Genomic DNA, 24,780 nt, shown 5'->3' with positions numbered 1-24,780 from the left:
GGCCCCACTGTGGGGGGCCCGGCCCCCCGCCCCCACCCGCCCGCGCCCGCAGGGCATTGTCCACGTGCAGGCCAAAGGACTGGCCTCCCTGGTAGCGATTGAACAGCGGCGGAAACACCCGCGCCGGCAGCGCCGCGGCGACGAACAGCGGATGCCGCGCCAGCGCCTGCTGGATCAGCTCGCCCACTGCGCGCGCCGCCGGCTCGTCCGCCGGCAGCTGCAGATTGTCCTTGGCCATGGCCGACTGGAAACCGGCCGTGTGCCGGCCATCGGCCCAGGCCGCCGCCTCCAGCCGCTGGCGGCACTCCCCTACCTGCTCGGGCGTCAGCACGCCCGGAACGCTGATCATCATGGTGATTCCCTCTAACGCCGAAAGCCCTGCGCAGGCAGGGCTTTGGTTGCTGCAGGCGACCTCAGAAGCTGTAGGTCGCGGTCAGGATGGCGGAACGGGCATCGCCGTATTCGATGGCCGACGACCTCGTGCTCACGCCCAGTTGCGAGCGCACCCGCTCCACATAGTCCTTGTCGAAGACGTTGTTGACGTTGAGTTGCAGGTCGACGTTGCGATTGACGCGATAGCCGACCATGGCGTTGTGCAGCCAGTAGTCGTCGAGCTTGGCGCCGTCGTTGCTGGAGGTGACGTTGCGCTCGCTGACATAGCGGGCGCCATAGCCCACCCGCCAACCGGCCGGCAGCTCATAGGTGGTCCAGAGATTGAGCGAGCGCGGCGGGGTGTTGGCCAGGGCCTGGCCTTCGCGATTGCGCCCGTCCAGGGTGTCGGCGGCCTTGAGCGTCTCGCTGTCGAGGAAGGTGAAGTTGGCGTAGACATTCCACTGCGGGGTGATCCGCCCGGTGGCGCCCAGTTCGATGCCCTGCACGCGCTGCTTGCCGGCCAGGGCGGTGCTGCCATCGGCCAGGGTCTCCCGGGCATTGCTCTTCTCGACGCGGAACAGGGCGCCGTCCAGCTCCAGGCGCTTGTCGAGGAATTCCCACTTGGTGCCCAGTTCCCAGGTCTTGTTCTTTTCCGGACCCAGATCCTGGTTGGCCGCGCTCAGGCCGGCGCCGGTGGAGGTCAGGCTTTCCGCCGAGGGATTGAAGGAGGTGCCATAGGCCACGTAGACCCGGCCGTTCGGCGCCGGCTTGAACACCAGGCCGGCGCGCCCGCTCAGCTTGGCGTCATCGGCACTCAGGCGGGTCTTGCTGCCGCGCACGCCGTTGGCGACCGGGGTGGTATCGCTGTCGCCGTCGAACCAGTCGTAGCGCAGACCCAGGTTCACGTCCCAGTAGTCGTTGAGGGCGATGGTGTCGAAGGCATAGAGCGCCTTGTCGGTCAGCACGTTGTTGGCGATGGCCGAGGTCTGCTTGTCGGTGGCGCCGTCATAGCGCTCCGGCGGGGCGGCCAGGGAGTAGCCGGCGGCGGGGAAGGTCAGGCCATAGCTGTAGGTGTCGCGGTCGTAGTCCTCGCGGGAGAACTCGGCGCCCAGCACGAAGGAATGCCCCAGGCCGAAGGTGTCGACGTTGCCGGTCAGGTTGGTCTGGTTGATCCACATCTCCGAGGTCACGTCGCGGCCATAGCCCTGGGGACCGGCCGGGCGATAGCGGCCCGCGGCGACGCCACCCAGGTTGACGTGGGACGCCGAGATCACCACGTCGCGCTCGATGCGGCTGTAGCGGGTCAGGTTCTGCAGACTCAGGTTGTCGTCGAAGCGATGCTCCAGCTCCACGGTGAAGACATTGTTGTTGATGTCTTCCTTGTCGATGTTCTTGAAGCCGAAATAGGCATCGCGATCCACCCCGCCCAGGCGCTTGCCGTTGAGCGCCGGCACCCCGTAGTCAGGTTGGTTGTTGTCGGTCTGGTGGAAGTAGCTCAGGGTCAGGCGGGTATCGTCCGACAGGCCCAGGGCCAGCGACGGCGCGATGCCCCAGCGCTCGCGATCGATCTGGTCGCGGCCGGGCACATCGTTCTCGTGGGCCATCAGATTCAGCCGGAAGGCGCTGTCGGTGCCCACGCCCTGCAGCGGCTGGTTGGTGTCCAGGGTCAGGCGGCGATAGCTGTCGGTGCCGAGGCCCGCGCCGATGCGGGTGAACTGGCGCTCCTGGGGCTTCTTGCTGATCAGGTTGATGGAGCCACCGGTGGTGCCGGCGCCGCCGAACACCGAATTGGGGCCCTTGATGACCTCGACCGATTCCAGGTTGAAGGTGTCGGTGCGGTTGGTCTGGGTGCTGTCGCGCAGGCCATCGATCTGGATGTTCGAGTTGGCGCTGAAGCCGCGGATATTGATGCTGTCGCCGGAGCCGCCACCGCCCTCGCCGGCGTTGAAGGTGATGCCGGACACGTTGGACAGCACCGATCTCAGACTCAGGGCCTGCTGATCCTGGATGACCTGCGCCGGCACCACCGTCACGGTCTGCGGGGTGTCCAGCAGGGGCGCGGTGTACTTGCGCGAGGCGGACTGCTCGGCCTTGAAGCCTTCCTGCTGCGCCTGACCTTCGATGGTCAGACTTTCCAGTCGGGTCACCGGCTCCTTGGCGTCCTGGGCCTGCGCCCCGAGGGACAGCGAAGCGACGGCGACACTGAAGGTAGAAACCAGCAGACGACGCTGGGACAGCGAGGACATTTCCTTGGACATGATGGCGAGCCGCCTCCTTATGTGAATGCGGCGCGATTCTATTTGCAAACGATTATCAAATCCATAGCGAATGTAAATTATTCTTAACAATTCGGAAAACCACCTGACCCGGCGCTTTTCCGCAGCCATGAAAAAGCCCGCGTCCCTGGCGGGACGCGGGCTCGATCGACGCGGAAAGCCCTTAGAGGTAGAAGGCCTTCAGCGGCGGGAAGCCGTTGAATTCCACTGCGCTGTAGCTGGTGGTGTAGGCACCGGTGGACAGCCAGTACAGGCGGTCACCGCTGGCCAGGTTCAGCGGCAGGCCGTACTTGTAGTGCTCGTACATGATGTCGGCGCTGTCGCAGGTGGGACCGGCGATGACGACTTCTTCCATCTCACCCTTCTTCTCGGTCCAGATCGGAAACTTGATGGATTCGTCCATGGTTTCGATCAGGCCGGAGAACTTGCCCACGTCGGTATAGACCCAGCGCTCGACGGCGGTACGCGACTTGCGCGCCACCAGCACCACTTCGCTGACCAGGATGCCGGCGTTGGAGATCAGCGAGCGGCCCGGCTCCAGGATGATTTCCGGCAGCTCGTCGCCGAAGTCTTCCTTGAGGAAGCGGATGATCTCCTCGGCATAGGTCTCCAGGCTGTTGGTGCGATGGATGTAGTTGGCCGGGAAGCCACCGCCCATGTTGATCATCTTCAGGGTGATGCCGTCTTCTTCCTTGAGGCGCTCGAAGATCACCTTGACCTTGGCGATGGCGGCGTCCCAGACGTCGATGTCGCGCTGCTGGCTGCCGACGTGGAAGGAGATGCCATAGGGCTCCAGGCCCAGCTGACGGGCCAGGATCAGCAGATCCAGGGCCATGTCGGGCTGGCAGCCGAACTTGCGCGACAGCGGCCAGTCGGCCGAGTTGGAGCCTTCGGTGAGGATCCGCACATAGATGCGCGAGCCCGGGGCGGCCTTGGCGATGTTGCGCAGGTCGGCCTCGGAGTCGGTGGCGAACATGCGCACGCCCTTCTCGTAGAAGTAGCGGATGTCCTTGGATTTCTTGATGGTGTTGCCGTAGCTGATGCGCTCCGGCTCGACCCCGGTGGACAGCACCTTGTCCAGCTCGTAGATGGAGGCGATGTCGAAGTTCGAGCCCTTGTCGCGCAGCAACTCGGTGATCTCGATGGCCGGGTTGGCCTTGACCGCGTAGTAGATCTTGGCGAACGGGAAGTTGCCAACGAGATCGTCATAGGCCCGGCCGATGGTGGCGGTGTCGATGACGACGAAGGGGGTTTCCTGCTGGTCGGCGAAGGCCTTCATCTTCTGGAAGGTTTCGCGAGAATAGTAATCTTCGACCTTGATGGACATGCGTCGGACTCCCGATGGGCAGAACAAATTGAAGGAGGGGGTGTTCTGAACGCCTAATCCGTTTCCCCACTTTGGTTCGCCTACTTCCCAAGGCACATCGCCGAAAGCAAAAAGGTCAACGCGTACTGGCGTTGACCTCGCTGTCTCGTCGTCGGTACTTGAGCCGGATGGATCGTTTCCAGCATGGACGTTCGGGCGCGAACTTTAGGGCCAGACGCCTCAGAGATCAATGTTAAATCCATGATCTTTACCGAACGGTGACGCACACGGACTCACCCGCTACTGCAACCGACCGGAGCGGGCGCCGAGATGTTCCTGGGGAGTGATGACAGGGGGAATCAAGAGGCCGCATGACGTCATCGTCGGGCCTTGGCGATGGAGTTGCGCCATCGCGGGCATGGCACCGTAGCGTGGAAAACGGCGCAGCCTTTTCCACTGAGGCGTTCGATGCCTGAGTGCGCCCTCACCCCAACCCTCTCCCAGGGGGAGAGGGAGTCATCCGGGCGATGCTAGGCCACCTTCGACTCAGGCGCCTCGCCGTAGGTTGGGTTGAGCGCAGCGAAGCCCAACACGCCCAACCCCAGCGCCTTAGCGGAACGGCGGCTCGTCGAAGCTGCGCAGCTTGCGCGAGTGCAGGGAGTCGAGCTGGGTGCGCAGCTGGTCCAGGGCGGCGATGCCGATGGCCAGGTGCTGGCTCACCGCGCGGGCATAGAAGGCGTTTGCCGAGCCCGGCAGCTTGATCTCGCTGTGCAGGGGCTTGTCGGACACGCACAGCAGGGTCCCGTAGGGCACCCGCAGGCGATAGCCCTGGGCGGCGATGGTGCCGCTCTCCATGTCCACCGCCACCGCGCGCGCCAGGTTGATCAGCGGGCGTTCCTGGGCCCAGCGCAGCTCCCAGTTGCGGTCGTCGTAGGTCAGCACGGTGCCGGTGCGCAGGCGACGCTTGAGCGCTTCCCCACGTTCGCCGGTGACACTGGCGGCGGCTTCCTGCAGCGCCACCTGCACCTCGGCCAGCGCAGGGATGGGGATGTGCGGCGGCACCACGCGGTCGAGGATGCCGTCGCGTCTCATGTAGGCGTGGGCCAGCACGTAGTCGCCGATGGTCTGCGACTGCCGCAGGCCGCCACAGTGGCCGATCATCAGCCAGCAGTGCGGACGCAGCACCGCCAGGTGATCGGTGATGTTCTTGGCGTTGGACGGGCCGACGCCGATGTTGACCAGGGTGACGCCATGGCCGTCACCGGCGATCAGGTGGTAGGCCGGCATCTGGAAGCGGTGCCAGGCGATGGCGGCGATGACCGCCTGGGCCTCGGTAGGGTCCATGTCGCGTTCGATGATGACGTTGCCCGGCAGCACCAGGCGCTCGAAGCGCGGATCGCTGCGCAGCTGTTCCAGGCCGTGCTGGATGAACTGGTCGACGTAGCGATGGTAGTTGGTCAGCAGGATCCAGGGCTGCACATGGCGCCAGTCGCTGCCGGTGTAGTGGACGATACGTCTCAGCGAGAAGTCGGTGCGAGCGGCATCGAACAGCGCCAGCGGCAGCGGATCGATGCGCTCCCAGTCGTAGTGGCCGTCGGCGATGTCGTCGTGGGCGGCGGAGAGATCGGTGCTGGGAAAGACCCGCGCCAGCTCGGCGGCGGTCACGCCGCTGCCGGCCAGTTCGTCGCCCTGCTCCACCACATAGGGATAGGGGATGTCCTGGCGACTGCGACCGATCTCGACCTGGAGGTCGTAGTCGCGCATCAGCGGCTCGAGCTGCTCCAGCAGATAGCCGCGAAAGGCCGCCGGATGGGTCACGGTGGCCACATAGGTGCCGGGCAGCTGGATCTTGGCATAGGCGCGGGTGGTGGCCGGCGGCACGCCGGGAGCACGATAGCGGATGCGGATCTCGGGGTAGCGGAACAGCTCGCGCTCGGCGGCGCTGGGTTCGACGCGATCCTTGAGATAGCGCTTGAGGGCGGCACCCAGGGCCTGGGTGGCCTCGTCGTGCAGAGCCGCAAGACGGTCGACCGCCTCGCTGGCGGTGGCAACGGCGGTGAAATCCTCGGATACGGAGGTCATGCAGGTTTCCTTGTGGGGGCGCTGGCTATAGCTGACACCCTAACACCCCTGGGTGACAACGGCTGTGACGGCTCATAGGGGTTTGTCACCCTGGGCATGCTGTTCCCACAGCCGGCGATAGTGGCCGTCGGGCCGCTGCAGCAAGGCCTCGTGACTGCCCTCCTCCACCTTGCGGCCATCACGCAGCACCAGGATGCGATCGGCATGGCGGATGGTGGACAACCGGTGCGCCACCACGATCAGGGTGACCTGGCCACGCAACTCGTCCAGCGCCCCCTGCAGCCGCGCCTCGGTGGCGCTGTCGATGCTGGCGGTGGCCTCGTCGAGCAGCAGGACCTTGGGTTCGCGCAACAGCGCCCGGGCCAGCGCCAGCAGTTGCCGCTCGCCGGTGGACAGGGTGAAGCCACGCTCGCCCAGCAGGGTATCCAGGCCTTCCGGCAACCGCGCCACCAGATCGTCCATATGGGCGGTGGCGAGGGCCTCGCGCAGCCGCGCATCCGACACCTGGCTGCCCAGCAGCAGGTTGTCCCTGAGGCTGGTGGAGCGGATGAAGGGCTCCTGGGGCACGCTGGCCAGGGCGGCGCCCAGCACTTCCGGGGTCAGCGTGCCCAGTTCGCGACCGTCCAGGCAGAGGTGGCCGCCGGTGACCGGTTGCAGTCCGGCGAGCAGGTCGAGCAGCGTCGACTTGCCGCTGCCGGTGGGGCCGACGATACCGAGAAAGGTGCCCGGAGCGATGTCCAGGTCGATGCCGTGCAGGGTGTCGTGACCCGCGCCGGCATGGCGAAAACGTACCGCGTCGAGGTGGAAATGCGCGGTCGCGATGGGCCGGTCGTCTTCGCCGCTCAATGCCGGCTTCTCTTCCAGCAGGTGCAGCAGCCGGGTGCCGGCCACCGTGGCCTGCTGGAACAGGTTGAATCTCTGGGTGATGTCCATCAGCGGCTCGGTCACCCGCCCCAGGTAGGTGACGAAGGCATAGAGCACACCGATCTCGGCACCGCCCTGCAGATGGCCCATGCCGTAGACCAGCAGCAGCACCGCCAGCACCGCCACGCTGACCAGGTCCAGTGCCGAACGCAGCAACAGCCCGGAAACACGGATGGTGCGCATGCGCGCGCCGTACTGGGCCTGGTTGAGGCGCTGGAAATCCTGGCGGAAGCGCTCGGTCTGGTTGAAGGCCTGCAGGAGCCCCATGCCACCGATAGCCTCGCCCAGGCGGGCGCTCTGCTCGGCACGCAGCATCCGCACCTCCATGGCCGCCGCCCCGCTGTATCGCTGGTAGGCCCAGACGATCAGCATCGCGGCCGGGATCAGCAGTACGGCGATGGCCATCAGCCGTACGTCGAGCAGCGCCATGGCCACCAGGATGCCGATCAGCAGCACGATGTTGCCGACCATGTTGCCGAGGAAGGCCACATAGAGTTCGCGCAGGGCATCGGTGTCGTTGGTGACCCGCGCCACCAGTTCGCCGGTGGCGGTGCGGTCATGGAAGCTCTGCGGCAGGCTCAGCACATGGCGGAACAGCCGGCGCCGCTGCAGGAGCACCACGTCCATGGCGATCTCGGCGAATCTCAGCGATTGCAGGTAGCGACCATAGGCGGCCAGGCCCTGGGAGACCACATAGGCCGCCACCAGGCCCACCAGCGGCCAGAGGCGCAGGTCATGGGGCACCAGGTAGTTGTCTAGGTAGTGCTTGGTCAGCCAGGGCCCCAGCACGTCGAACAGCGTGGCCACGACCAGGATCGCCAGGGTGCCGGCCAGCTTGCGCGGATTGGCCAGCACCGGCTTGAGCAGCAGCGAGAGCACGCGCGTCCTGGTCATTGGCTGACCTCCTCCGCCTGCTGCAGATTCCACAGTCGGGCATAGAGCCCCCCGGCGGCGAGCAGCTCGCCATGGCGACCCCGCTCCACCAGGCTGCCCTGGTCGAGCACGATGATCTCGTCGGCATGCTGCACGGCGGAGAGCCGGTGGCTGACGATCAGGGTGGTACGCCCCTGCAGCCCGGCCAGCGTCTTGAGCAGGCGGGCTTCGGTGGCGGTATCCACCGCCGAGAGGGTGTCGTCCAGCAGCAGGATGGGTGCGGGCGAGAGCAGCGCCCGGGCCAGGGCCACCCGCTGGCGCTGGCCGCCGGAGAGGGTCAGGCCGCGCTCGCCCACCGGCGTATCCAGCCCGTGCGGCAGCGCCGCCAGATCGGTGGCGAAGGCGGCGGCGTCCAGGGCTTCGCGGATCTCTCCGGCGGTGGCATCGGGCCGACTGAGGGCGACGTTCTCGCCCAGGGTGCGGGCGAACAGGAAGGGATCCTGGGGCACATAGGCGAACTGGGCGCGCAGATCGCCCAATCGATACTCCTCCAGCGGCACCCCGCCCAGGCGGATGCTGCCCTGCTCCAGCGGAAACTGGCGCAGCAGCAGGCGCAGCAGGGTGCTCTTGCCGCTGCCGGTGGCGCCGACGATGCCCAGGGTATCGCCGGCGGGCAGGTCGATGACCACGTCCTGCAAGGCCGGCTGACGCGCCTGGGGATAGGTGAAGGCCGGAATATAGACCGACAGATCGGCCTGGTCCGGCGGCGTCCGGGTGCCCTCGTCACGGATGCGCTCGGTGACGGCGAACACCTCTTCCAGCCGGCGGGCCCCGGCCTCGCCGCGCTGCAGCAGGTTGAAGCACCAGCCGATGGCGAACATCGGCCAGATCAGCTGCACCAGATAGAGGCTGAAGCTGGTCAGCTGGCCGAGGGTGATGTGGCCATCGAGATAGCGCCAGCTGCCCATGACCAGGGTCAGCAGGGTGGCAAGACTCAGGGCGACGAAGATGATCGGCTCGTAGCGCGCCTCGGTGCGCTGCACCTGGTAGTCGGCCTTGGCGACGCTGCGGGCGCGGGCGTCGAAGTCGTCCAGCTCGGCTTCGATCAGGGCGTGCTGGCGCAGCATGCGCAGGCCGCTCAAGGCTTCCTGGGTACGGTCGTTGAGGGCGGAAAAGCCGGCCAGCGCCAGACCGAAGCGCTGCTGCACCCGCCGCGCCACCCGATAGAAACCCCAGGCCATGAAGGGAAAGGGCAACAGCGCCAGGGCGGCCAGGGGCGCGTCGATGCCGATGAACATGGCCAGCAGCACCAGCAGCAGGGTCAGCATGCCGTCGAAACTGGCCAGCACCCCTTCGCCGGCGGCGGTCTCCACGGCGTCGATATCCTGGGTGGCGCGGGCCAGCAGGTCACCGGTGCGACTGGACTGGAAGAAACCGGGGTCCAGCCGCGCCAGCTTGGCGAAGAAGGCGTCGCGCAATTCCACGCCGACCTGGTAGGAGGTGCCGAACAGGCGCACCCGCCATTGATAGCGGAGCACATAGAGGCCGCAGCCGACCGCCACGATCAGGGCGACGCGCCAGAGCAGGCCGGTCTGATCCAGCTCGCCGGCGCGCAGGGCGTCGATGGCCTTGCCGATCCACCAGGGCAGGGTCAGGTTGAGCAGACCGACGCCCAGCAGGCAGAGGATGGCCGTCCCGTAGGCACGCCGTTGGCGCAGGAAGAAATCACGCAACAACCGCCACAACGCCATAGAACCGCCTTACCCGAGCAAAGGTGCAGTATATCGGCTACCCAACCGGCCGCGGAGTTCCTTCGCCCCGATCCGGGTCCCATGTCAACGGGTGGCGCAGGGCGCGAGGTCGTTGTAGGGTGCCACTCCCTGCGGCACCCGGCCGCTGCGCCCCTTTTTCCCTTTGCTAGGCTGACGCCCATGACCCTCGAACCCCAACGTCCTGTCGTCCTCTGCCTGTCCGGCCACGATCCGAGTGGCGGCGCCGGGCTGCAGGCCGACATCGAAGCCCTGCTCGCCCAGGGCTGCCATGCCGCCCCGGCGGTCACTGCCCTGACCGTGCAGGACACCGTAGACGTGCATGACTTCCGGGTGCTGGATCGCGAGTGGGTGCTGGCCCAGGCCCGGGCGATCATCGCCGACCTGCCGGTGGCGGCGGTCAAGCTGGGCATGCTCGGTTCGGTGGAGATGGTCGAGACGGTGCTGGAGATCATGGAGTCCCTGCCCGGCGTCCCCCTGGTCTGCGATCCGGTGCTGCGCGCCGGTGGTGGCGGCGCCCTGGGCAAGGACGAGGTCGGCTACGCCATCCGCGAGCGGCTGCTGCCGCACGCCACCATCGCCACCCCCAATTTGCCCGAGGCGCGCATCCTCGCCGAGTTGCCCGAAGGCACCTCGGAGCAGTGCGCCGAGCGCCTTCTGCCCTTCTGCGCCCACCTGCTGATCACCGGCGGCCATGGCGAGGAACACGAGGTGCACAACCGCCTCTATGACCGTGCCGGTGGCTGCGAGACCCACGTCTGCCAGCGCCTGCCCGGCAGCTACCACGGCTCCGGCTGCACCCTGGCCAGCACCCTGGCCGGGCGCCTGGCGCTGGGCGAAGCCCTGCCCAGTGCGGTGCGCAGCGCCCTGGACTACACCTGGCGCACCCTGAGAGACGCCGAACGCCCCGGGCGCGGCCAGTACGTGCCCCGCCGCCTGCCGCTGGATTTCTGCTCATGAGCCCGCTGCGCGGCCTCTATGCCATCACCGACAGCGCCCTGCTCGCCGAGGGTCGCCTGCTGCCCTATGTCGAAGCCGCGCTGCAGGGCGGAGCCCGGCTGGTGCAGTACCGCGACAAGTCAGGCGACGCCAGCCGCCGCCAGGACGAAGCCGCCGCCCTGGCCGAGCTCTGCCAGCAGCATGGCGCCAACCTGATCATCAATGACGACCTCGCCCTGGCCCGCCAGCTGGGCGTCGGCCTGCACCTGGGCCAGCAAGACGGCTCCCTGGTCGCGGCCCGCGCCGCACTGGGTGCGGAGGCCATCATCGGCGGCACCTGTCACGCCAGCCTGGAACTGGCCGAGGCCGCGGCCCAGGCCGGCGTCAGCTATCTGGCCTTCGGCCGGTTCTTCGCCTCCAGCACCAAGCCGGATGCCCCGCCGGCGCCCCTGGAATTGCTCGACCAGGCCCGCCGCCACTTCGCCCTGCCCGTCTGCGCCATCGGCGGTGTCACCCTGGACAACGCCCCGCACCTGCTCGCCCACGGCGTCGATCTGCTCGCCGTCGTCCACAGTCTGTTTGCCGCCGCCAACGCGGGCGAGGTGGAGCGCCGCGCGCGCGCCTTCGCCCGGCTGTTCGCGGCCTGATCCCGTTCAAGGAGACCTCTATGTCCCGCTCCGCGCAACTCTTCGACCAAGCCCAGCGCCACATCCCCGGTGGCGTCAACTCGCCGGTCCGTGCCTTCAAGAGCGTCGGCGGCACGCCGCTGTTCTTCAAGCACGCCCAGGGCGCCTACATCGTCGACGAAGATGACAAGCGCTATGTCGACTACGTCGGTTCCTGGGGTCCGATGATCCTCGGCCACAGCCATCCGGACGTGCTGGACGCCGTGCGCCGCCAGCTGGAACACGGTCTCTCCTATGGCGCGCCGACCGCCCTGGAAACCACCATGGCCGACCTCATCTGCGAGATCGTGCCGTCCATGGAAATGGTGCGCATGGTCAGCTCCGGCACCGAGGCCACCATGAGCGCCATCCGCCTGGCGCGTGGCTACACCGGGCGCGACACCATCATCAAGTTCGAGGGCTGCTACCACGGCCACTCCGACAGCCTGCTGGTCAAGGCCGGCTCCGGCGCCCTGACCCTGGGTGTGCCCAGCTCCCCCGGCGTGCCTGCGGCCTTCGCCCAGCACACCCTGACCCTGGCCTACAACGACCTGGCCGAGGTGGAAGCAACGCTGGCGAACGTCGGCGACCAGATCGCCTGCATCATCGTCGAGCCGGTGGCCGGCAACATGAACTGCGTACCGCCCGCGCCAGGCTTCCTGGAAGGGCTGCGCAGCCTCTGCGACCAGTATGGCGTGGTGCTGGTCTTCGACGAGGTCATGACCGGTTTCCGCGTCGCCCTGGGCGGTGCCCAGGCGCACTATGGCATCCGTCCGGACCTGACCACCTTCGGCAAGATCGTCGGCGGCGGCATGCCGGTGGGCTGCTTTGGCGGCAAGCGCGAGATCATGGAAAAGATCGCCCCGCTCGGCCCGGTCTACCAGGCCGGCACCCTCTCGGGCAATCCACTGGCCATGGCCGCGGGCCTCACCACCCTGCAACTGATCCGCCGTCCCGGCTTCCATGCCGAGCTGACCGACTACACCACGCGGATGCTGCAAGGCCTGCAGGACCGCGCCGATGCCGCCGGTGTGCCCTTCGTCACCACCCAGGCGGGCGGGATGTTCGGCCTCTACTTCAGCAGCGCCGAGGACATCGTCACCTTCAGCGATGTCATGGCCAGCGACAGCGAGAGATTCAAGCGCTTTTTCCACCTGATGCTGGACGGTGGCGTCTACCTGGCGCCCAGTGCCTTCGAAGCCGGCTTCACTTCCATCGCCCACGGCGACGAGGAATTGCGCATCACCCTGGACGCCGCCGAGCGCGCCTTCGCCACCTTCAAGGACTAGGACTCGTCTGACAGGTGTCGTTCGTCTCGTTGGTGGAACCTCTCTGCCCTGCCGGCCTCACACCTAGTTGAGTGGCCGGCGTCACAGGTAAAAAAGTTCCGCCGTTGCGCGTAAAGGTTTTGAAAGCGTGCGTCGGCTTGACCCATAATGAGATGTCGGCGCGTTTCGCCGACCGGGTTCTCCGAACCTGCCTCGCTTGTGGAGGCGCTTCATGCACCGCGCTGGTCGTACCCTGTGCGCAGCCCTGATTCTGATGCCCCTGGCTGCCCTGGCCGGCGGCAATTCGCTGCTCGTCCCCAGCACCAGCCGTTGCAACCTGAATCTGGCCAACGAAGCCCTGGCGCAGGCGATCGCCCGCTGCCAGCAGATCGCCCACGACGGCGATTCCCAGGCGCAGTACGAACTCGGCGACTTCTACTACGAAGGCAAGCAGACACCGAAGGATCTCAACCAGGCGCGTCAGTGGTTCGAGCAGGCCTCGCTCAAGGGCAATGCCGATGCGCAGAATCGCCTTGGCACCATGTTCTTTCGCGGCGAAGGCGTACCGCCCAACAACATCCAGGCCTACATCGTGCTGAAGATGGCCGCCATCAATGGCAACGACGAAGCCATGGATACCGCCGACCTGGTCAGCGCCCAGATGCGCCGTGACGAGCTGGAGATGGCCACCCAGGTGCTGGGCCAGATCTTCCGCGACTATCTGCAGGACATGCAGACCGCGGGCAACCTCAATCCCTTCCAGCCGCCGCAGAACTGACGGCGAGCCTGGTCAGGGCTTGTCGGGCATGGGCATGGGAAACGGCATGACGTTGGTGCCGCCCTTGGCTTCGCTGATCTTGGGCTGGCCCAGGCGCTCCACCTCGTCGATGCGGATGATCGAGTGCATGGGCACGAAGCTGCGCACCACGCCTTCGAATTGCGCCTTGAGTTTTTCCTCGCTCGGATCCACCACCACCTGGGTGCGCTCGCCGAACACCAGTTCCTCGATCTCCAGGAAGCCCCAGAGGTCGCTCTGGAAGATCTGCTTGGCGTAGATCTCGAAGACCTGGCCCTGGTTGACGAAGATGACCTTGTAGATGGCCGGCTTGCTGGGGGATGAGCTCATGGTGGACGCGGGTTTCGCCGAGGAAAAAGGGGGCAGCGAGCATAGCACGCCGGCCCCGGCAGCCGTCAGCGTTCGCCAGGGGTTTCCAGCCAGGCCCGTTCGGCCACCACGGCTGTCACCCAGTCGATGAAGACCCGCAACTTGGCGCTGACATGACGATTGGGCGCGAAGGCCAGATACAGCGGCATGGGCGCCACCTGCCAGTCCGCGAACAGCCTGACCAGTTCGCCACGGGCGATGGCCGCCGCCGCCAGGTAGTGCGGTAGGCAGACCACCCCGAGGCTGGCCTGCCCCGCCGCCAGGCAGGCGTTGCCGTCGTCCACCTCCAGGCTGTGCCGGCCCTGCAATTCCAAGCGCTCGGCACCTCGTTGCAGGGCATAGGGAAAGCCCTTGCCCGCCCCCCAGAGAAACCGCACCACCCGGTGCGGTATCTCGGCCAGCTCGGCGGGATGAACCGGCGTGCCCTGGGCGGCGAGATAGGCCGGCGCGGCATAGCAACCCAGCCGCAGCGCGCCGAGCGGCCGGGCCACCAGATACTGCTCGCGGATGCGCCCGCCGCGGATCACGCAATCGACGTTGTCGCCGATCAGATCCACCTGGCGATCGCTGACGCCCAGCTCCAGCTGGATGTCCGGATAGCGCTGGAAGAAGTCCGGCAGGGCCGGGATCAGGATCAGCCGCGCCAGCGGACTGGGCACGTCCACCCGCAAGCGCCCGCGGGGCGTGCGGGTAGCCACCGAAAGCCCCGTCTCGGCATCGTCCACCGCCGCCAGCACGCCCAGGCAGCGGTCGTAATAGGCCGCGCCGTCGGCGGTGACCTGCACCTGCCGGGTGGTGCGATTGAGCAGGCGCACCTGCAGGTGCGCTTCCAGCTGCTGCACCTGCTGGGTGACGCGAGTGCGGCTATGGCCGAGGGTCTCGGCCGCGCGGGTGAAGCTGCCGGCTTCCACCACCCGCACGAAGGTCTGCATCGCGGCGAACAGATCCATGCCGATTCCTGAACAGGGGATTGTTTGGATTGTACAAACAATGCTGACAGCCTGGCCGGGTTTATCCCCTGGCGGGCGGCGCCTAAGGTGGCTCCAGCGATCCCCACCGGAGCCCCGCCATGACCCGCGACGTCGTCTTTCCCGCCCAGCGCCACGCCCTCTACGAACAGCACCGCTATTCGCCGGCCATCCGTTCCAATGGCTTTCTCTTTGTCTCGGGGCAGGTCGGCAGCCGCGCCGACGGTTCGCCCGAGCCGGAGCTGGAAGACCAGGTCCGCCGGGCCTTCGCCAACCTCGACGCCGTCCTTGCCGCGGCCGGCGCCGCCTTTGCCGACGTGGTGGACGTCACCCTGTTCATGGTCGATGCCGAGGCCAGCTTCGCACGGATCTGGCCGGTGCTGCTGGAGCACTGGGGCACGGCGCCCTACCCCACGGTGACCGCGGTCGGCGCCACCTGGCTGGCCGGCTTTCGCTTCGAGATCAAGGTCATCGCCCGGCTGCCGGAGCACGCTGCCCAGGCCTAGGCCGACCGCCTTCCGGGCGGCTCTTCCCCGTGCGGAAGGCCATCACTATAATGCGCGGTCCACTCGCCACCGACTCCCTGCCGCGCATGTCCAAGAAGCTCTATATCGAAACCCATGGCTGCCAGATGAACGAATACGATTCGTCGCGCATGGTCGACCTGCTCGGCGAACGGGAGCCGCTGGAAGTCACCCAGAATCCGGCCGAGGCCGACGTCATCCTGCTCAACACCTGCTCGATCCGCGAGAAGGCGCAGGAAAAGGTGTTTTCCCAGCTCGGTCGCTGGCGCGAACTCAAGCTGGAGAATCCCGACCTGGTGATCGGCGTCGGCGGCTGCGTGGCCAGCCAGGAAGGTGCCGCCATCCGTGACCGTGCGCCCTATGTCGACGTGGTCTTCGGGCCCCAGACCCTGCATCGCCTGCCGGAGATGATCGACGCCGCGCGCACCACCCGGGCGCCCCAGGTGGACATCTCCTTCCCCGAGATCGAGAAGTTCGACCGCCTGCCCGAGCCGCGCATCGACGGCCCCAGCGCCTTCGTCTCCATCATGGAAGGCTGCAGCAAGTACTGCACCTTCTGCGTGGTGCCCTATACCCGTGGCGAAGAGGTCAGCCGCCCGCTGGACGACGTCCTCGCCGAGATCATCCACCTCGCCGAGCACGGCGTGCGCGAGGTGACCCTGCTGGGCCAGAACGTCAACGGCTATCGTGGCGCCACCGGCGACGGACGCATCGCCGACTTCGCCGAGCTGCTCTATGTGGTGGCGGCGGTGGATGGCATCGACCGCATCCGCTACACCACCTCGCACCCGCTGGAATTCTCCGACGCCCTGATCCAGGCCCACGCCGAGATCCCGGAGCTGGTGAAGTTCGTCCACCTGCCGGTGCAGGCCGGTTCGGATCGCATCCTGGCGGCCATGAAGCGCAACCACACGGCGCTGGAATACAAGTCGCGCATCCGCAGGCTCAAGGCGGCGGTGCCGGACATCTGCATCAGCTCGGACTTCATCGTCGGCTTCCCCGGCGAGACCGAGAAGGACTTCGAACAGACCATGAAGCTGATCGAGGACGTCGGTTTCGACTTCTCCTTCTCCTTCATCTACAGCGCCCGCCCCGGCACCCCGGCAGCGGACCTGGTCGACGACACCCCCGACGAGCTCAAGAAGCAGCGCCTGCAGATCCTGCAGACGCGCATCCACCAGCAGGGCTTCGAGATCAGCCGGCGCATGGCCGGCAGCGTCCAGACCATCCTGGTCAGCGATTTCTCCAAGCGCGATCCCGGCATGCTGCAGGGCCGCACTGAGAACAACCGCATCGTCAACTTCCGCTGCAGCGATGCCAGCCTGATCGGCCAATTCGTCCAGGTGCACATCGACGAGGCCCTGCCGCACTCCCTGCGCGGCACCCTGCTGGCCCCCGTCGCCAACGGTGCGCGCCCGCCCGTCGCCGTCGCGCTGGCCTGATGGATGGTCGCACGCGCCCTTTGCCAAGGGCGCGACGCAGGTTACTCTCAAGCTACGTCAAGTTTTCGTAAAGCCAATCCAAAGGGTTTCCCAGCACACCTTGAATACCCCCCAGACGCTCCAGCATTTCACCCTCGAACCCTTCGATGCCGACCGTTTCGCCAACCTGTGCGGCCAGCTCGATGAAAATCTGCGCCAGCTCGAACGCCGCCTCGGCATCGAGATCCGCAATCGCGGCAACCAGTTCGAACTGGTCGGCGATCCCGAGCGCACCCGCGCGGCCCAGAACCTCCTGCAACGCCTCTATCGCGAGACCGCCAGCGGCACCGCGGTGGCCCCGGAACTGGTCCACCTCTATCTGCAGGAATCCGGTCTGGAAGCCCTTCAGGAAGAGCATCGCAGCAGTGGCGACACCAGCGTGGCCCTGCGCACCAAGAAGGGCATGATCCGCCCGCGTGGCGCCAACCAGCAGCGCTACGTCAAGTCGATCCTCGATCACGACATCAATTTCGGCATAGGCCCGGCCGGGACCGGCAAGACCTATCTGGCCGTGGCCTGCGCGGTGGACGCCCTGGAGCGCGAGCAGATCCGTCGCATCCTGCTGGTGCGCCCGGCCGTGGAAGCCGGCGAGAAGCTCGGTTTCCTGCCCGGCGACCTGGCGCAGAAGATCGACCCCTACCTGCGCCCGCTGTACGACGCCCTCTACGAGATGCTCGGCTTCGAGCAGGTGGCCAAGCTCATCGAGCGCCAGGTCATCGAGGTCGCGCCGCTGGCCTACATGCGCGGCCGCACCCTCAACAATAGCTTCATCATTCTCGACGAAAGTCAGAACACCACCCTCGAGCAGATGAAGATGTTCCTGACCCGGATCGGCTTCGGCTCCACCGCGGTGATCACCGGCGACGTCACCCAGGTCGACCTGCCGCGCGGCACCAAGTCGGGCCTCAAGCACGTCATCGAGGTCCTCCGCGACGTGCCCGGCATCGGTTTCACCCACTTCGAATCCAAGGACGTGGTGCGCCACCCGCTGGTGCAGCGCATTGTCGAGGCCTACGACCGCTTCGAGGCGCTGCAGGACAAGCCGCGCACTCAGGGAGAGGATCGCCATGGCGACTGAACTGGACGTCCAGGTCGCCAGCGAGGCGGCCGACCTCCCCGAGGAGCCGGACTTACGCCGCTGGTGTGAACTGGCCCTGCGCGCCCGCCAGGGCGACTCGGAACTCACCATCCGCCTGGTGGACGAAGACGAAGGCCGCGAGCTGAACCGCACCTGGCGGCACAAGGACTACGCCACCAACGTGCTGTCCTTTCCGGCCGACGTGCCGGACGAATTCCTCGATATCCCGCTGCTCGGCGATCTGGTGATCTGCGCCCCCGTGGTGGCCCGCGAGGCCGCCGAGCAAGGCAAGCCCGCCGCGGCGCACTGGGCGCACCTGGTCATCCACGGCTGCCTGCACCTGCTCGGCTACGATCATCTGGACGATGACGAAGCCGAGGAGATGGAAGAACTGGAACGCCAATTGCTCGCTGAACTGGGCTACCCCGATCCCTACGGTGAATGACAGACACATGAACGAAGATCGATCAGGCACTGGGCATCGTTCCTGGCTGGAACGCATCGTCCAGGCCTTTGCCCATGAACCCAAGAGTCGCCAGGAACTGCTGGAGCTGCTGCGCGAGGCGCACGAGAACAAGGTGCTCGACAGCGAGGTGCTGTCCATCGTCGAGGGCGCCATCTCGGTGGCCGACCTGCAGGTGCGCGACATCATGGTGCCGCGCTCGCAGATCATCAGCATCCGCGCCCAGCAGACCCCGGCGGAATTCCTGCCGGCGGTGATCGAGGCGGCGCACTCCCGCTATCCGGTGATCGGCGACGGCCCCGACGACGTGCTCGGCCTGCTGCTGGCCAAGGACCTGCTGCCGCTGCTGCTGGACCAGGCGCGGGTCTTCGACTTCAAGACGGCCTTGCGCCCGGCCACCTTCGTGCCCGAGTCCAAGCGCCTCAACGTGCTGCTGCGTGAATTTCGCTCGACCCACAGCCACATGGCCATCGTGGTGGACGAATACGGCGGCGTCGCCGGCCTGGTGACCATCGAGGACGTGCTGGAACAGATCGTCGGCGAGATCGAGGACGAGCACGACGTGGAGGAAGAGAGCTTCATCAAGTCGTTGCCCAATGGCGACTTCGTGGTCAAGGCGCTCACCCCCATAGAGACGCTCAACGAGACCCTGGAGACCCGTTTCGCCGATGCCGAGGCCGATACCGCCGGTGGCCTGGTGATGAATCGCCTGGGCCATCTGCCCAAGCGCAACGAGGAAACGGTGATCGACGATTTCCGCTTCCGCGTGCTCAACGCCGACGGCCGCCGCATCCACCTGCTGCGCGTCACCCCGGTCAACCGCTAGCCGCTCTTGCCCCCTCTCCCTCCCGGAGAGGGCTGGGGTGAGGGTCGGTCGCAACCTACGGACCACCCTAGGTTGGGTTGCGCGCAGCGAAGCCCAACAGGCCTTGCTTCGAGGTCGATACCGTTGGGCTTCGACAAGGGAGCCGTCTCAACCCAACCTACGGGACGCCCGCGCCGCGACAAGCTCCATCCCCCTCTCCAACTGCGATCCAGCTCGCTCCCCCGCACATGCCTTTGGCACTCCCTCGCGGCGACGAGTAAGCTTGCGCAGCCTCGATCGGACCAAGGATTTTCGATGCGCTGGATCTCTCAACCCGGCTGGAAGGGCAACCTTCTGGCGCTCTTCGCTGGTGCCCTCACGCCCCTGGCGCTGGCCCCTTTCACCATCTGGCCACTGGCACTGCTGTCCGTCGCTCTCTTCTACCTGGGCCTCAAGGGCCTCGGTGCCTGGCGCGCCCTGTTGCGCGGCTGGTGCTACGGCTTCGGCGCCTTTCTCGCCGGCACCAGCTGGATCTACGTCAGCATCCACACCTACGGCGCCGCGCCGGTACCCCTGGCGCTGTTTCTCACCGTTGGCTTCTGCGCCGGCATCGCCCTGTTCTTCGCCCTGCCCGCCGGGCTCTGGGCACTGTGCCTGAGACGCAACCAGGCGCCCCTGGGCGACGCCCTGACCTTTGCCGGCCTCTGGTTCGCCCTGGAGCTGTTCCGCAGCTGGGCGCTGACCGGCTTTCCCTGGTTGCTGCTGGGTTACAGCCAGCTCAGCGGCCCCCTGCAGGGCCTGGCACCGCTGGGCGGCGTCTGGCTGATCTCGGCCGCGCTGGCCTTTACCGCGGCGCTGCTGGTCAACGCCCCGCGCCTGATCATGCGGCCGCTCGCCTTGGTCGCGAGCCTGGTGCTGGTGGCCCTGCCCTGGGTGGCCGGCGATGTCTTCAAGGGCCAGGTCTGGACGCAACCCGCGGGTGCACCGCTCAAGGTCGCCGGGGTCCAGGGCAACATCGCCCAGGAACTCAAGTGGAATCCCGACCACGCCCGCGCCACCCTGGCGCTCTATCGCGACCGCACCGCCGAGCAGACCGATGCCGATCTGGTGGTCTGGCCGGAAAACGCCATTCCCGTGCTGCGCGAATACGTCAGTGACTTCCTCGCCGCCGAAGGTGCCCAGGTAGCCGCCCATGGCGGCGCCCTGGTGACGGGCCTGCCCGCGCGGGAACGCGACGCCGACGGCGATTCGCGTTACTTCAACAGCATCACCGCGGTCGGCAATGGCTCGGGCACCTACTACAAGCAGAAGCTGGTGCCCTTCGGCGAATACGTACCGCTGCAGGAATACCTGCGCGGGCTGATCGGCTTCTTCGATCTGCCCATGTCCGACTTCGTCCGCGGTCCCGAGCAGCAGGAGCCGCTGCTGGTGAAGGGCTACCGCGTGGCGCCCTACATCTGCTACGAGGTGGTCTATCCGGAATTCGTCGCCAGCATGGCGGCCCGCAGTCAGCTGCTGCTCACCATCAGCAACGACACCTGGTTCGGCAAGTCCATCGGTCCGCAACAGCACCTGCAGATGGCGCAGATGCGCGCCCTGGAAAGCGGTCGCTGGCTGGTGCGGGTCACCAACGACGGCATCACCGCCTTGGTCGACCCCTTCGGTCGCATCAGCCGGCAGATCCCGGCCTTCCAGGTCGGCGTGCTGCAGGGCAGCGTGGTGCCCATGGATGGCCTCACGCCCTACCTGCACTACCGCCTCTGGCCGCTGGCGATCTTTTCCGCCCTGGTGCTGCTGTGGGGCCTGCTGCTGCGTCGGCAGGATCGTCCGGAAGAGGCACCGCTGGTGGTGACTCAGCGATAGGCGAGCGGATAGAGCAAAAGCCCAGCGGCCTCGTTGAGCAACTGGGCGGTCTGCTCGACCGCCTTGGCTTCCGGCAGCCAGCCACCGAAGGGCCGGGCATTAGCGACACCGATGAAGCCCATGGGCGCGGCCACCACCTGCAGGCCCTGCCGTTCGAAACACCAGCGCGAACGGGCCATGTGATAGGCCTGGGTCACCAGCACCACCCGCTTCACTCCCGCCTCGCGCAGCAGCGGCGCACTCAGGGTGGCGTTTTCCCAGGTGGTGCGACTGGCACCTTCCTGCCAACGCACCGGCACTCCCAGGTCGCGCTCCATCACCTCGGTCATCAGCGCCGCCTCGCTCAGCGGGCGGTCATGGGGCGAGCCACCGGTGATCAGCACCGGCAGGCCACTGGCCTTGGCCAGCCGCGCCGCATAGCGCAGTCGTTCCACGGCCAGATGGCTGGCGGCATCGCCCGCCCAGCCCGGATCGTCCACTTCGCGACCGGCACCCAGCACCACGATGGCGTCGGCCTGCTGGGCAAGCGTCGCCCAGCGCGCCTCGGGCAGCGCGGCATCGCGCTCCAGCAGGCGCCCACCCGTCTCCACCACGACCGGCAGGGTGCTGGCCCAGAGGCCCAGCAGACCACCCAGGAAACAGGCCAGGCCCAGGCGCGGATAACGCCGGCGCAACCACCAGCCCAGCAACAGGAGCAGCAGCAGGCCGCCCGGTGGCAGCAGCAGCTGCTTGAAGAAATAGCGCAGACCCATGGTCCCTCCGGTCGGGGGCGACCTCCGGGTCGCGGCGGCGCCTAGTGTAGGGGAGCGCCAACCAGGGCAGAAGGACTCTCGACCAGCAGTTGTCGACCCTGACACTGGGTACAGAAGGCCCCCGCCGGCTGGACCCGGCCACAGCCCAGGCAACAGGCCAGGGCGGCATCGGCTGCCTGATGGCGCGCCAGCCAGCGCTTGACCAGGGCATATTCGGCCGGACTCAGGCCCTGCACCTCGACTTCCCCGTTGGCACTGTCATAGAGGCGTTCCTGGGTCACCGCCTCATCCAGCGCCAGCGCCAGGCGCCGTTGCAGGCGCACGTCGACGGGCAGCTTTTCGGACTCGCGTCGAAACTTTCCCATGATGGCGATCATCCTCCCGGGTAATTGAACGGACGTTTGAACAGCCTAGTACGGCCCTTCCAACCCTGCCTCCCCCAGAGTGCGAAACAAGCGGCGGACCGGGACATTTCCCCGCGCTCGGGGGGTCATGTATGCTTGGCGGCTCGATCAAACGCCTCTGCAGCCCTCGACACGCCCATGCACGAACACTATCAGCCTCGCGAAATAGAAGCCGCCGCCCAGTCCTTCTGGGACCAGAATCTGTCCTTCAAGGCCACCATGCGCCCGGGCCAGGAGAAGTTCTACTGCCTGTCGATGTTCCCCTACCCCAGCGGCAAGCTGCACATGGGGCACGTGCGCAACTACACCATCGGCGACGTCATCGCCCGCTACCAGCGGATGCTGGGCAAGAACGTCCTGCAGCCCATGGGCTGGGACGCCTTCGGCATGCCCGCGGAAAACGCCGCCATGAAGAACGGCGTGGCCCCGGCCAAGTGGACCTACGAGAACATTGCCTACATGAAGTCCCAGCTGCAGAGCCTGGGTCTGGCGATCGACTGGTCCCGCGAGGTCACCACCTGCAAGCCCGACTACTATCGCTGGGAGCAGTGGCTGTTCACCCAGCTGTTCGAGAAGGGCATCATCTACCGCAAGAACGGCACGGTGAACTGGGACCCGGTGGACCAGACCGTACTGGCCAACGAGCAGGTCATCGACGGCCGCGGCTGGCGCAGCGGTGCGCTGATCGAGAAGCGCGAGATCCCCATGTACTACTTCCGCATCACCGACTATGCGGAAGAGTTGCTGACCTCCCTCGACGGCCTGCCCGGCTGGCCCGAGCAGGTCAAGACCATGCAGCGCAACTGGATCGGCAAGTCCCGCGGCATGGAGGTGCAATTCCCCTATGACCAGGACAGCATCGGCGCCGAAGGTACCCTGAAGGTCTTCACCACCCGCCCCGACACCCTGCTCGGCGCCACCTATGTCGCCGTGGCCGCCGAACACCCGCTGGCAACCCAGGCCGCCCAGGGCAACGCCGAGCTGCAGGCGTTCATCGACGAGTGCAAGCGCGGCGGCGTCGCCGAAGCCGACATCGCTACCCAGGAGAAGAAGGGCCTGGATACCGGCCTGTTCGTCCGCCATCCGCTGACCGACGCGCGCCTGCCGGTGTGGGTCGCCAACTATGTGCTGATGCACTACGGCGACGGCGCGGTCATGGCCGTGCCCGGTCACGACGAGCGTGACTTCGAATTCGCCAACAAGTACCAGCTGCCCATCGTCCAGGTGGTGGATACCGCAGAGGCCACCCGCGTGCTGGCCAATCCGGACGACTTCAGCCCCGCGGAATACGAGCGCTATCAGTTCGACCCGGTGCAGTGGAAGGACTGGTACGGCAGCAAGGAAGGCTTCCTGATCAATTCCGGCGCCTATGACAACCTCGCCTACGACGCCGCCTTCGACGCCATCGGCGCCGATCTGCAGGCCAAGGGCCTGGGTCAGCCGCGTACCCAGTTCCGCCTGCGCGACTGGGGCATCAGCCGCCAGCGCTACTGGGGCTGCCCGATCCCGATCATCCATGGTGACGACGGCATCGACATCCCGGTCCCGGCCGACCTGCTGCCGGTGGTGCTGCCCGAGGACGTGGTGCCGGACGGCGCCGGCTCGCCCCTGGCGCGCATGCCGGAATTCTACGAGACCGTCGATCCGCGCAACGGCCAGCCGGCGCGGCGCGAAACCGACACCATGGACACCTTCGTCGAAAGCTCCTGGTACTTCGCCCGTTATGCCTCGCCGAACTTCACCGGCGGCATGCTGGACAAGGAAGAAGCCAACTACTGGCTGCCCGTCGACCAGTACATCGGCGGCATCGAGCACGCCATCCTGCACCTGCTCTATTCGCGCTTCTTCCACAAGCTGATGCGCGACCAGGGCCTGATCGATTCCGACGAGCCCTTCGAGAATCTGCTGACCCAGGGCATGGTGGTGGCCGAGACCTACTACCGCACCCTGCCCAACGGCAGCAAGGACTGGTTCAACCCGGCCGATGTCGAGGTGGAGCGCGATGCCAAGGCCAAGGTGATCGGCGCGCGCCTGAAGAGCGACGGCCAGCCGGTGGAAATCGGCGGCGTCGAGAAGATGTCCAAGTCGAAGAACAACGGCGTCGATCCCCAGGCGATGATCGACCAGTACGGCGCCGACACCTGCCGGCTGTTCATGATGTTCGCCTCGCCGCCGGACATGAGTCTGGAATGGTCCGATTCCGGCGTCGAGGGCGCGAGCCGCTTCCTGCGCCGCGTCTGGCGTCTGGCCCAGGCCCACGTCACCCAGGGCCTGCCGAGCGCCGGTGCCCTCGGCGAGCTGTCGCCGGCCCAGAAGGAGGTGCGTCGCGCCATCCATCTGGCCATCCGTCAGGCCAGCCAGGATATCGGTCAGCATCACAAGTTCAACACTGCCATCGCCGCGGTCATGACCTTGATGAACGTGCTGGAAAAGGCCGCCCAGGACAGCGACACCGATCGCCGTCTGCTGCAGGAGGGCCTGGAGGCCGTCACCCTGCTGCTGGCGCCCATCACCCCGCACATCGCCCATGGTCTCTGGCAGCAGCTCGGCCACAGCGATGCGGTCATCGACGCCCGCTGGCCGCAGGTGGACGAAAGCGCCCTGGTGCAGGACAGTCTGCAGATCGTCATCCAGGTGAACGGCAAGCTGCGCGGCCAGATCGAAGTACCGGCCGATGCCAGCCGCGAGGCCATCGAGGCCGCCGCCCGCGCCAACGAGAACGTGGCACGCTTCACCGAGGGCCTGACCATCCGCAAGGTCGTCGTGGTCCCGGGTAAACTGGTCAACATCGTCGCCAACTAAG

Annotated in this window: 20 protein-coding genes and 1 pseudogene; 11 read left to right on the top strand and 10 right to left on the bottom strand. The window is 66.8% G+C overall.

Features of this window, described 5'->3' with window-relative positions; all coding sequences use genetic code 11:
- The 6 genes and pseudogenes from QMX82_RS13085 to QMX82_RS13060 form a co-directional block, all read right to left on the bottom strand.
- Positions 1 to 352, bottom strand: a pseudogene (locus tag QMX82_RS13085) (PKHD-type hydroxylase); the annotation flags it as partial.
- 61 nt (positions 353 to 413) lie between these two features.
- Positions 414 to 2,630 (bottom strand): TonB-dependent receptor, encoded by a 2,217-nt coding sequence (locus QMX82_RS13080; RefSeq protein ID WP_282284182.1) that lies wholly within the window; start codon positions 2,628 to 2,630, stop codon positions 414 to 416.
- Between the two features lie 181 nt (positions 2,631 to 2,811).
- Entirely contained in the window at positions 2,812 to 3,975 is a 1,164-nt protein-coding gene (locus QMX82_RS13075; protein ID WP_158896225.1) for a type III PLP-dependent enzyme, read from the bottom strand.
- Positions 3,976 to 4,563: 588 nt separating this feature from the next.
- Entirely contained in the window at positions 4,564 to 6,036 is a 1,473-nt protein-coding gene (gene amn, locus QMX82_RS13070) for an AMP nucleosidase (protein ID WP_158896223.1), read from the bottom strand.
- Between the two features lie 72 nt (positions 6,037 to 6,108).
- Positions 6,109 to 7,854: an ABC transporter ATP-binding protein gene (locus tag QMX82_RS13065; protein ID WP_282284181.1), complete on the bottom strand. Its 1,746-nt coding sequence runs from the start codon at positions 7,852 to 7,854 to the stop codon at positions 6,109 to 6,111.
- Positions 7,851 to 9,584: an ABC transporter ATP-binding protein gene (locus tag QMX82_RS13060; RefSeq protein WP_282284180.1), complete on the bottom strand. Its 1,734-nt coding sequence runs from the start codon at positions 9,582 to 9,584 to the stop codon at positions 7,851 to 7,853. The genes QMX82_RS13065 and QMX82_RS13060 overlap by 4 nt, the downstream gene beginning before the upstream one ends.
- Positions 9,585 to 9,764: 180 nt before the next feature.
- Here QMX82_RS13060 and QMX82_RS13055 point away from each other — a divergent pair, with 180 nt between their 5' ends.
- From QMX82_RS13055 to QMX82_RS13040, 4 genes are all read left to right on the top strand, one after another.
- Positions 9,765 to 10,562, top strand: a complete 798-nt coding sequence (locus QMX82_RS13055) for a hydroxymethylpyrimidine/phosphomethylpyrimidine kinase (RefSeq protein WP_282284179.1) — start codon at positions 9,765 to 9,767, stop codon at positions 10,560 to 10,562.
- Positions 10,559 to 11,188, top strand: coding sequence for a thiamine phosphate synthase (gene thiE / locus QMX82_RS13050; protein WP_208694323.1), 630 nt, complete (start codon positions 10,559 to 10,561; stop codon positions 11,186 to 11,188). The genes QMX82_RS13055 and thiE overlap by 4 nt, the downstream gene beginning before the upstream one ends.
- A gap of 20 nt (positions 11,189 to 11,208) precedes the next feature.
- Complete coding sequence (gene hemL, locus QMX82_RS13045; protein WP_282284175.1) at positions 11,209 to 12,495, top strand: glutamate-1-semialdehyde 2,1-aminomutase; 1,287 nt, start codon at positions 11,209 to 11,211, stop codon at positions 12,493 to 12,495.
- A gap of 211 nt (positions 12,496 to 12,706) precedes the next feature.
- Positions 12,707 to 13,252, top strand: a complete 546-nt coding sequence (locus QMX82_RS13040; protein WP_187978604.1) for a tetratricopeptide repeat protein — start codon at positions 12,707 to 12,709, stop codon at positions 13,250 to 13,252.
- A gap of 12 nt (positions 13,253 to 13,264) precedes the next feature.
- Here the strand turns inward: QMX82_RS13040 and QMX82_RS13035 are convergent, their stop codons facing one another.
- Together QMX82_RS13035 and QMX82_RS13030 are read right to left on the bottom strand one after the other, a co-directional pair.
- Positions 13,265 to 13,600 (bottom strand): DUF1820 family protein, encoded by a 336-nt coding sequence (locus tag QMX82_RS13035; RefSeq protein ID WP_007159644.1) that lies wholly within the window; start codon positions 13,598 to 13,600, stop codon positions 13,265 to 13,267.
- Between the two features lie 65 nt (positions 13,601 to 13,665).
- Positions 13,666 to 14,589: a LysR family transcriptional regulator gene (locus QMX82_RS13030; RefSeq protein ID WP_282284165.1), complete on the bottom strand. Its 924-nt coding sequence runs from the start codon at positions 14,587 to 14,589 to the stop codon at positions 13,666 to 13,668.
- Between the two features lie 119 nt (positions 14,590 to 14,708).
- Here QMX82_RS13030 and QMX82_RS13025 point away from each other — a divergent pair, with 119 nt between their 5' ends.
- The 6 genes from QMX82_RS13025 (at position 14,709) to lnt (ending at position 20,821) form a co-directional block, all read left to right on the top strand.
- The gene (locus QMX82_RS13025; protein WP_208694320.1) at positions 14,709 to 15,113 is read left to right on the top strand and encodes a Rid family hydrolase; all 405 of its coding nucleotides are present in this window, start codon (positions 14,709 to 14,711) and stop codon (positions 15,111 to 15,113) included.
- 86 nt (positions 15,114 to 15,199) lie between these two features.
- Positions 15,200 to 16,573 (top strand): tRNA (N6-isopentenyl adenosine(37)-C2)-methylthiotransferase MiaB, encoded by a 1,374-nt coding sequence (gene miaB, locus QMX82_RS13020; protein ID WP_208694928.1) that lies wholly within the window; start codon positions 15,200 to 15,202, stop codon positions 16,571 to 16,573.
- 100 nt (positions 16,574 to 16,673) lie between these two features.
- Entirely contained in the window at positions 16,674 to 17,690 is a 1,017-nt protein-coding gene (locus tag QMX82_RS13015) for a PhoH family protein (RefSeq protein ID WP_208694319.1), read from the top strand.
- Positions 17,680 to 18,135 carry an rRNA maturation RNase YbeY gene (gene ybeY / locus QMX82_RS13010; RefSeq protein WP_282284162.1) on the top strand — a complete coding sequence of 152 codons (456 nt, stop codon included), beginning with the start codon at positions 17,680 to 17,682 and terminating at the stop codon, positions 18,133 to 18,135. Before QMX82_RS13015 ends, ybeY begins: the two co-directional genes overlap by 11 nt.
- 7 nt (positions 18,136 to 18,142) lie before the next feature.
- The gene (locus QMX82_RS13005) at positions 18,143 to 18,979 is read left to right on the top strand and encodes an HlyC/CorC family transporter (protein WP_133859960.1); all 837 of its coding nucleotides are present in this window, start codon (positions 18,143 to 18,145) and stop codon (positions 18,977 to 18,979) included.
- Positions 18,980 to 19,273: 294 nt separating this feature from the next.
- On the top strand, positions 19,274 to 20,821 hold the full coding sequence (gene lnt, locus QMX82_RS13000; protein WP_282284156.1) for an apolipoprotein N-acyltransferase: 1,548 nt from the start codon (positions 19,274 to 19,276) through the stop codon (positions 20,819 to 20,821).
- On the opposite strand, the gene QMX82_RS12995 is transcribed toward lnt, so the two are convergent.
- A complete protein-coding gene (locus tag QMX82_RS12995) occupies positions 20,812 to 21,573 on the bottom strand; it encodes a YdcF family protein (protein WP_158896199.1) in 762 nt (253 codons plus the stop codon). The genes lnt and QMX82_RS12995 overlap by 10 nt on opposite strands.
- Positions 21,574 to 21,614: 41 nt before the next feature.
- Positions 21,615 to 21,938 carry a hypothetical protein gene (locus QMX82_RS12990; protein WP_282284152.1) on the bottom strand — a complete coding sequence of 108 codons (324 nt, stop codon included), beginning with the start codon at positions 21,936 to 21,938 and terminating at the stop codon, positions 21,615 to 21,617.
- A gap of 177 nt (positions 21,939 to 22,115) precedes the next feature.
- On the opposite strand from QMX82_RS12990, the gene leuS reads away from it, so the two are divergent.
- A complete protein-coding gene (leuS, locus tag QMX82_RS12985; RefSeq protein WP_187978600.1) occupies positions 22,116 to 24,779 on the top strand; it encodes a leucine--tRNA ligase in 2,664 nt (887 codons plus the stop codon).
- The last annotated feature ends 1 nt before the right edge of the window (position 24,780 follow it).

This window comes from Pseudomonas sp. PS02302 (assembly GCF_029959585.1).
GTDB lineage: Bacteria > Pseudomonadota > Gammaproteobacteria > Pseudomonadales > Pseudomonadaceae > Chryseomonas > Chryseomonas aestiva.
The sequence above is the reverse complement of the archived record's forward strand: the minus strand, read 5'-3'. Positions and strand labels throughout refer to the sequence as shown.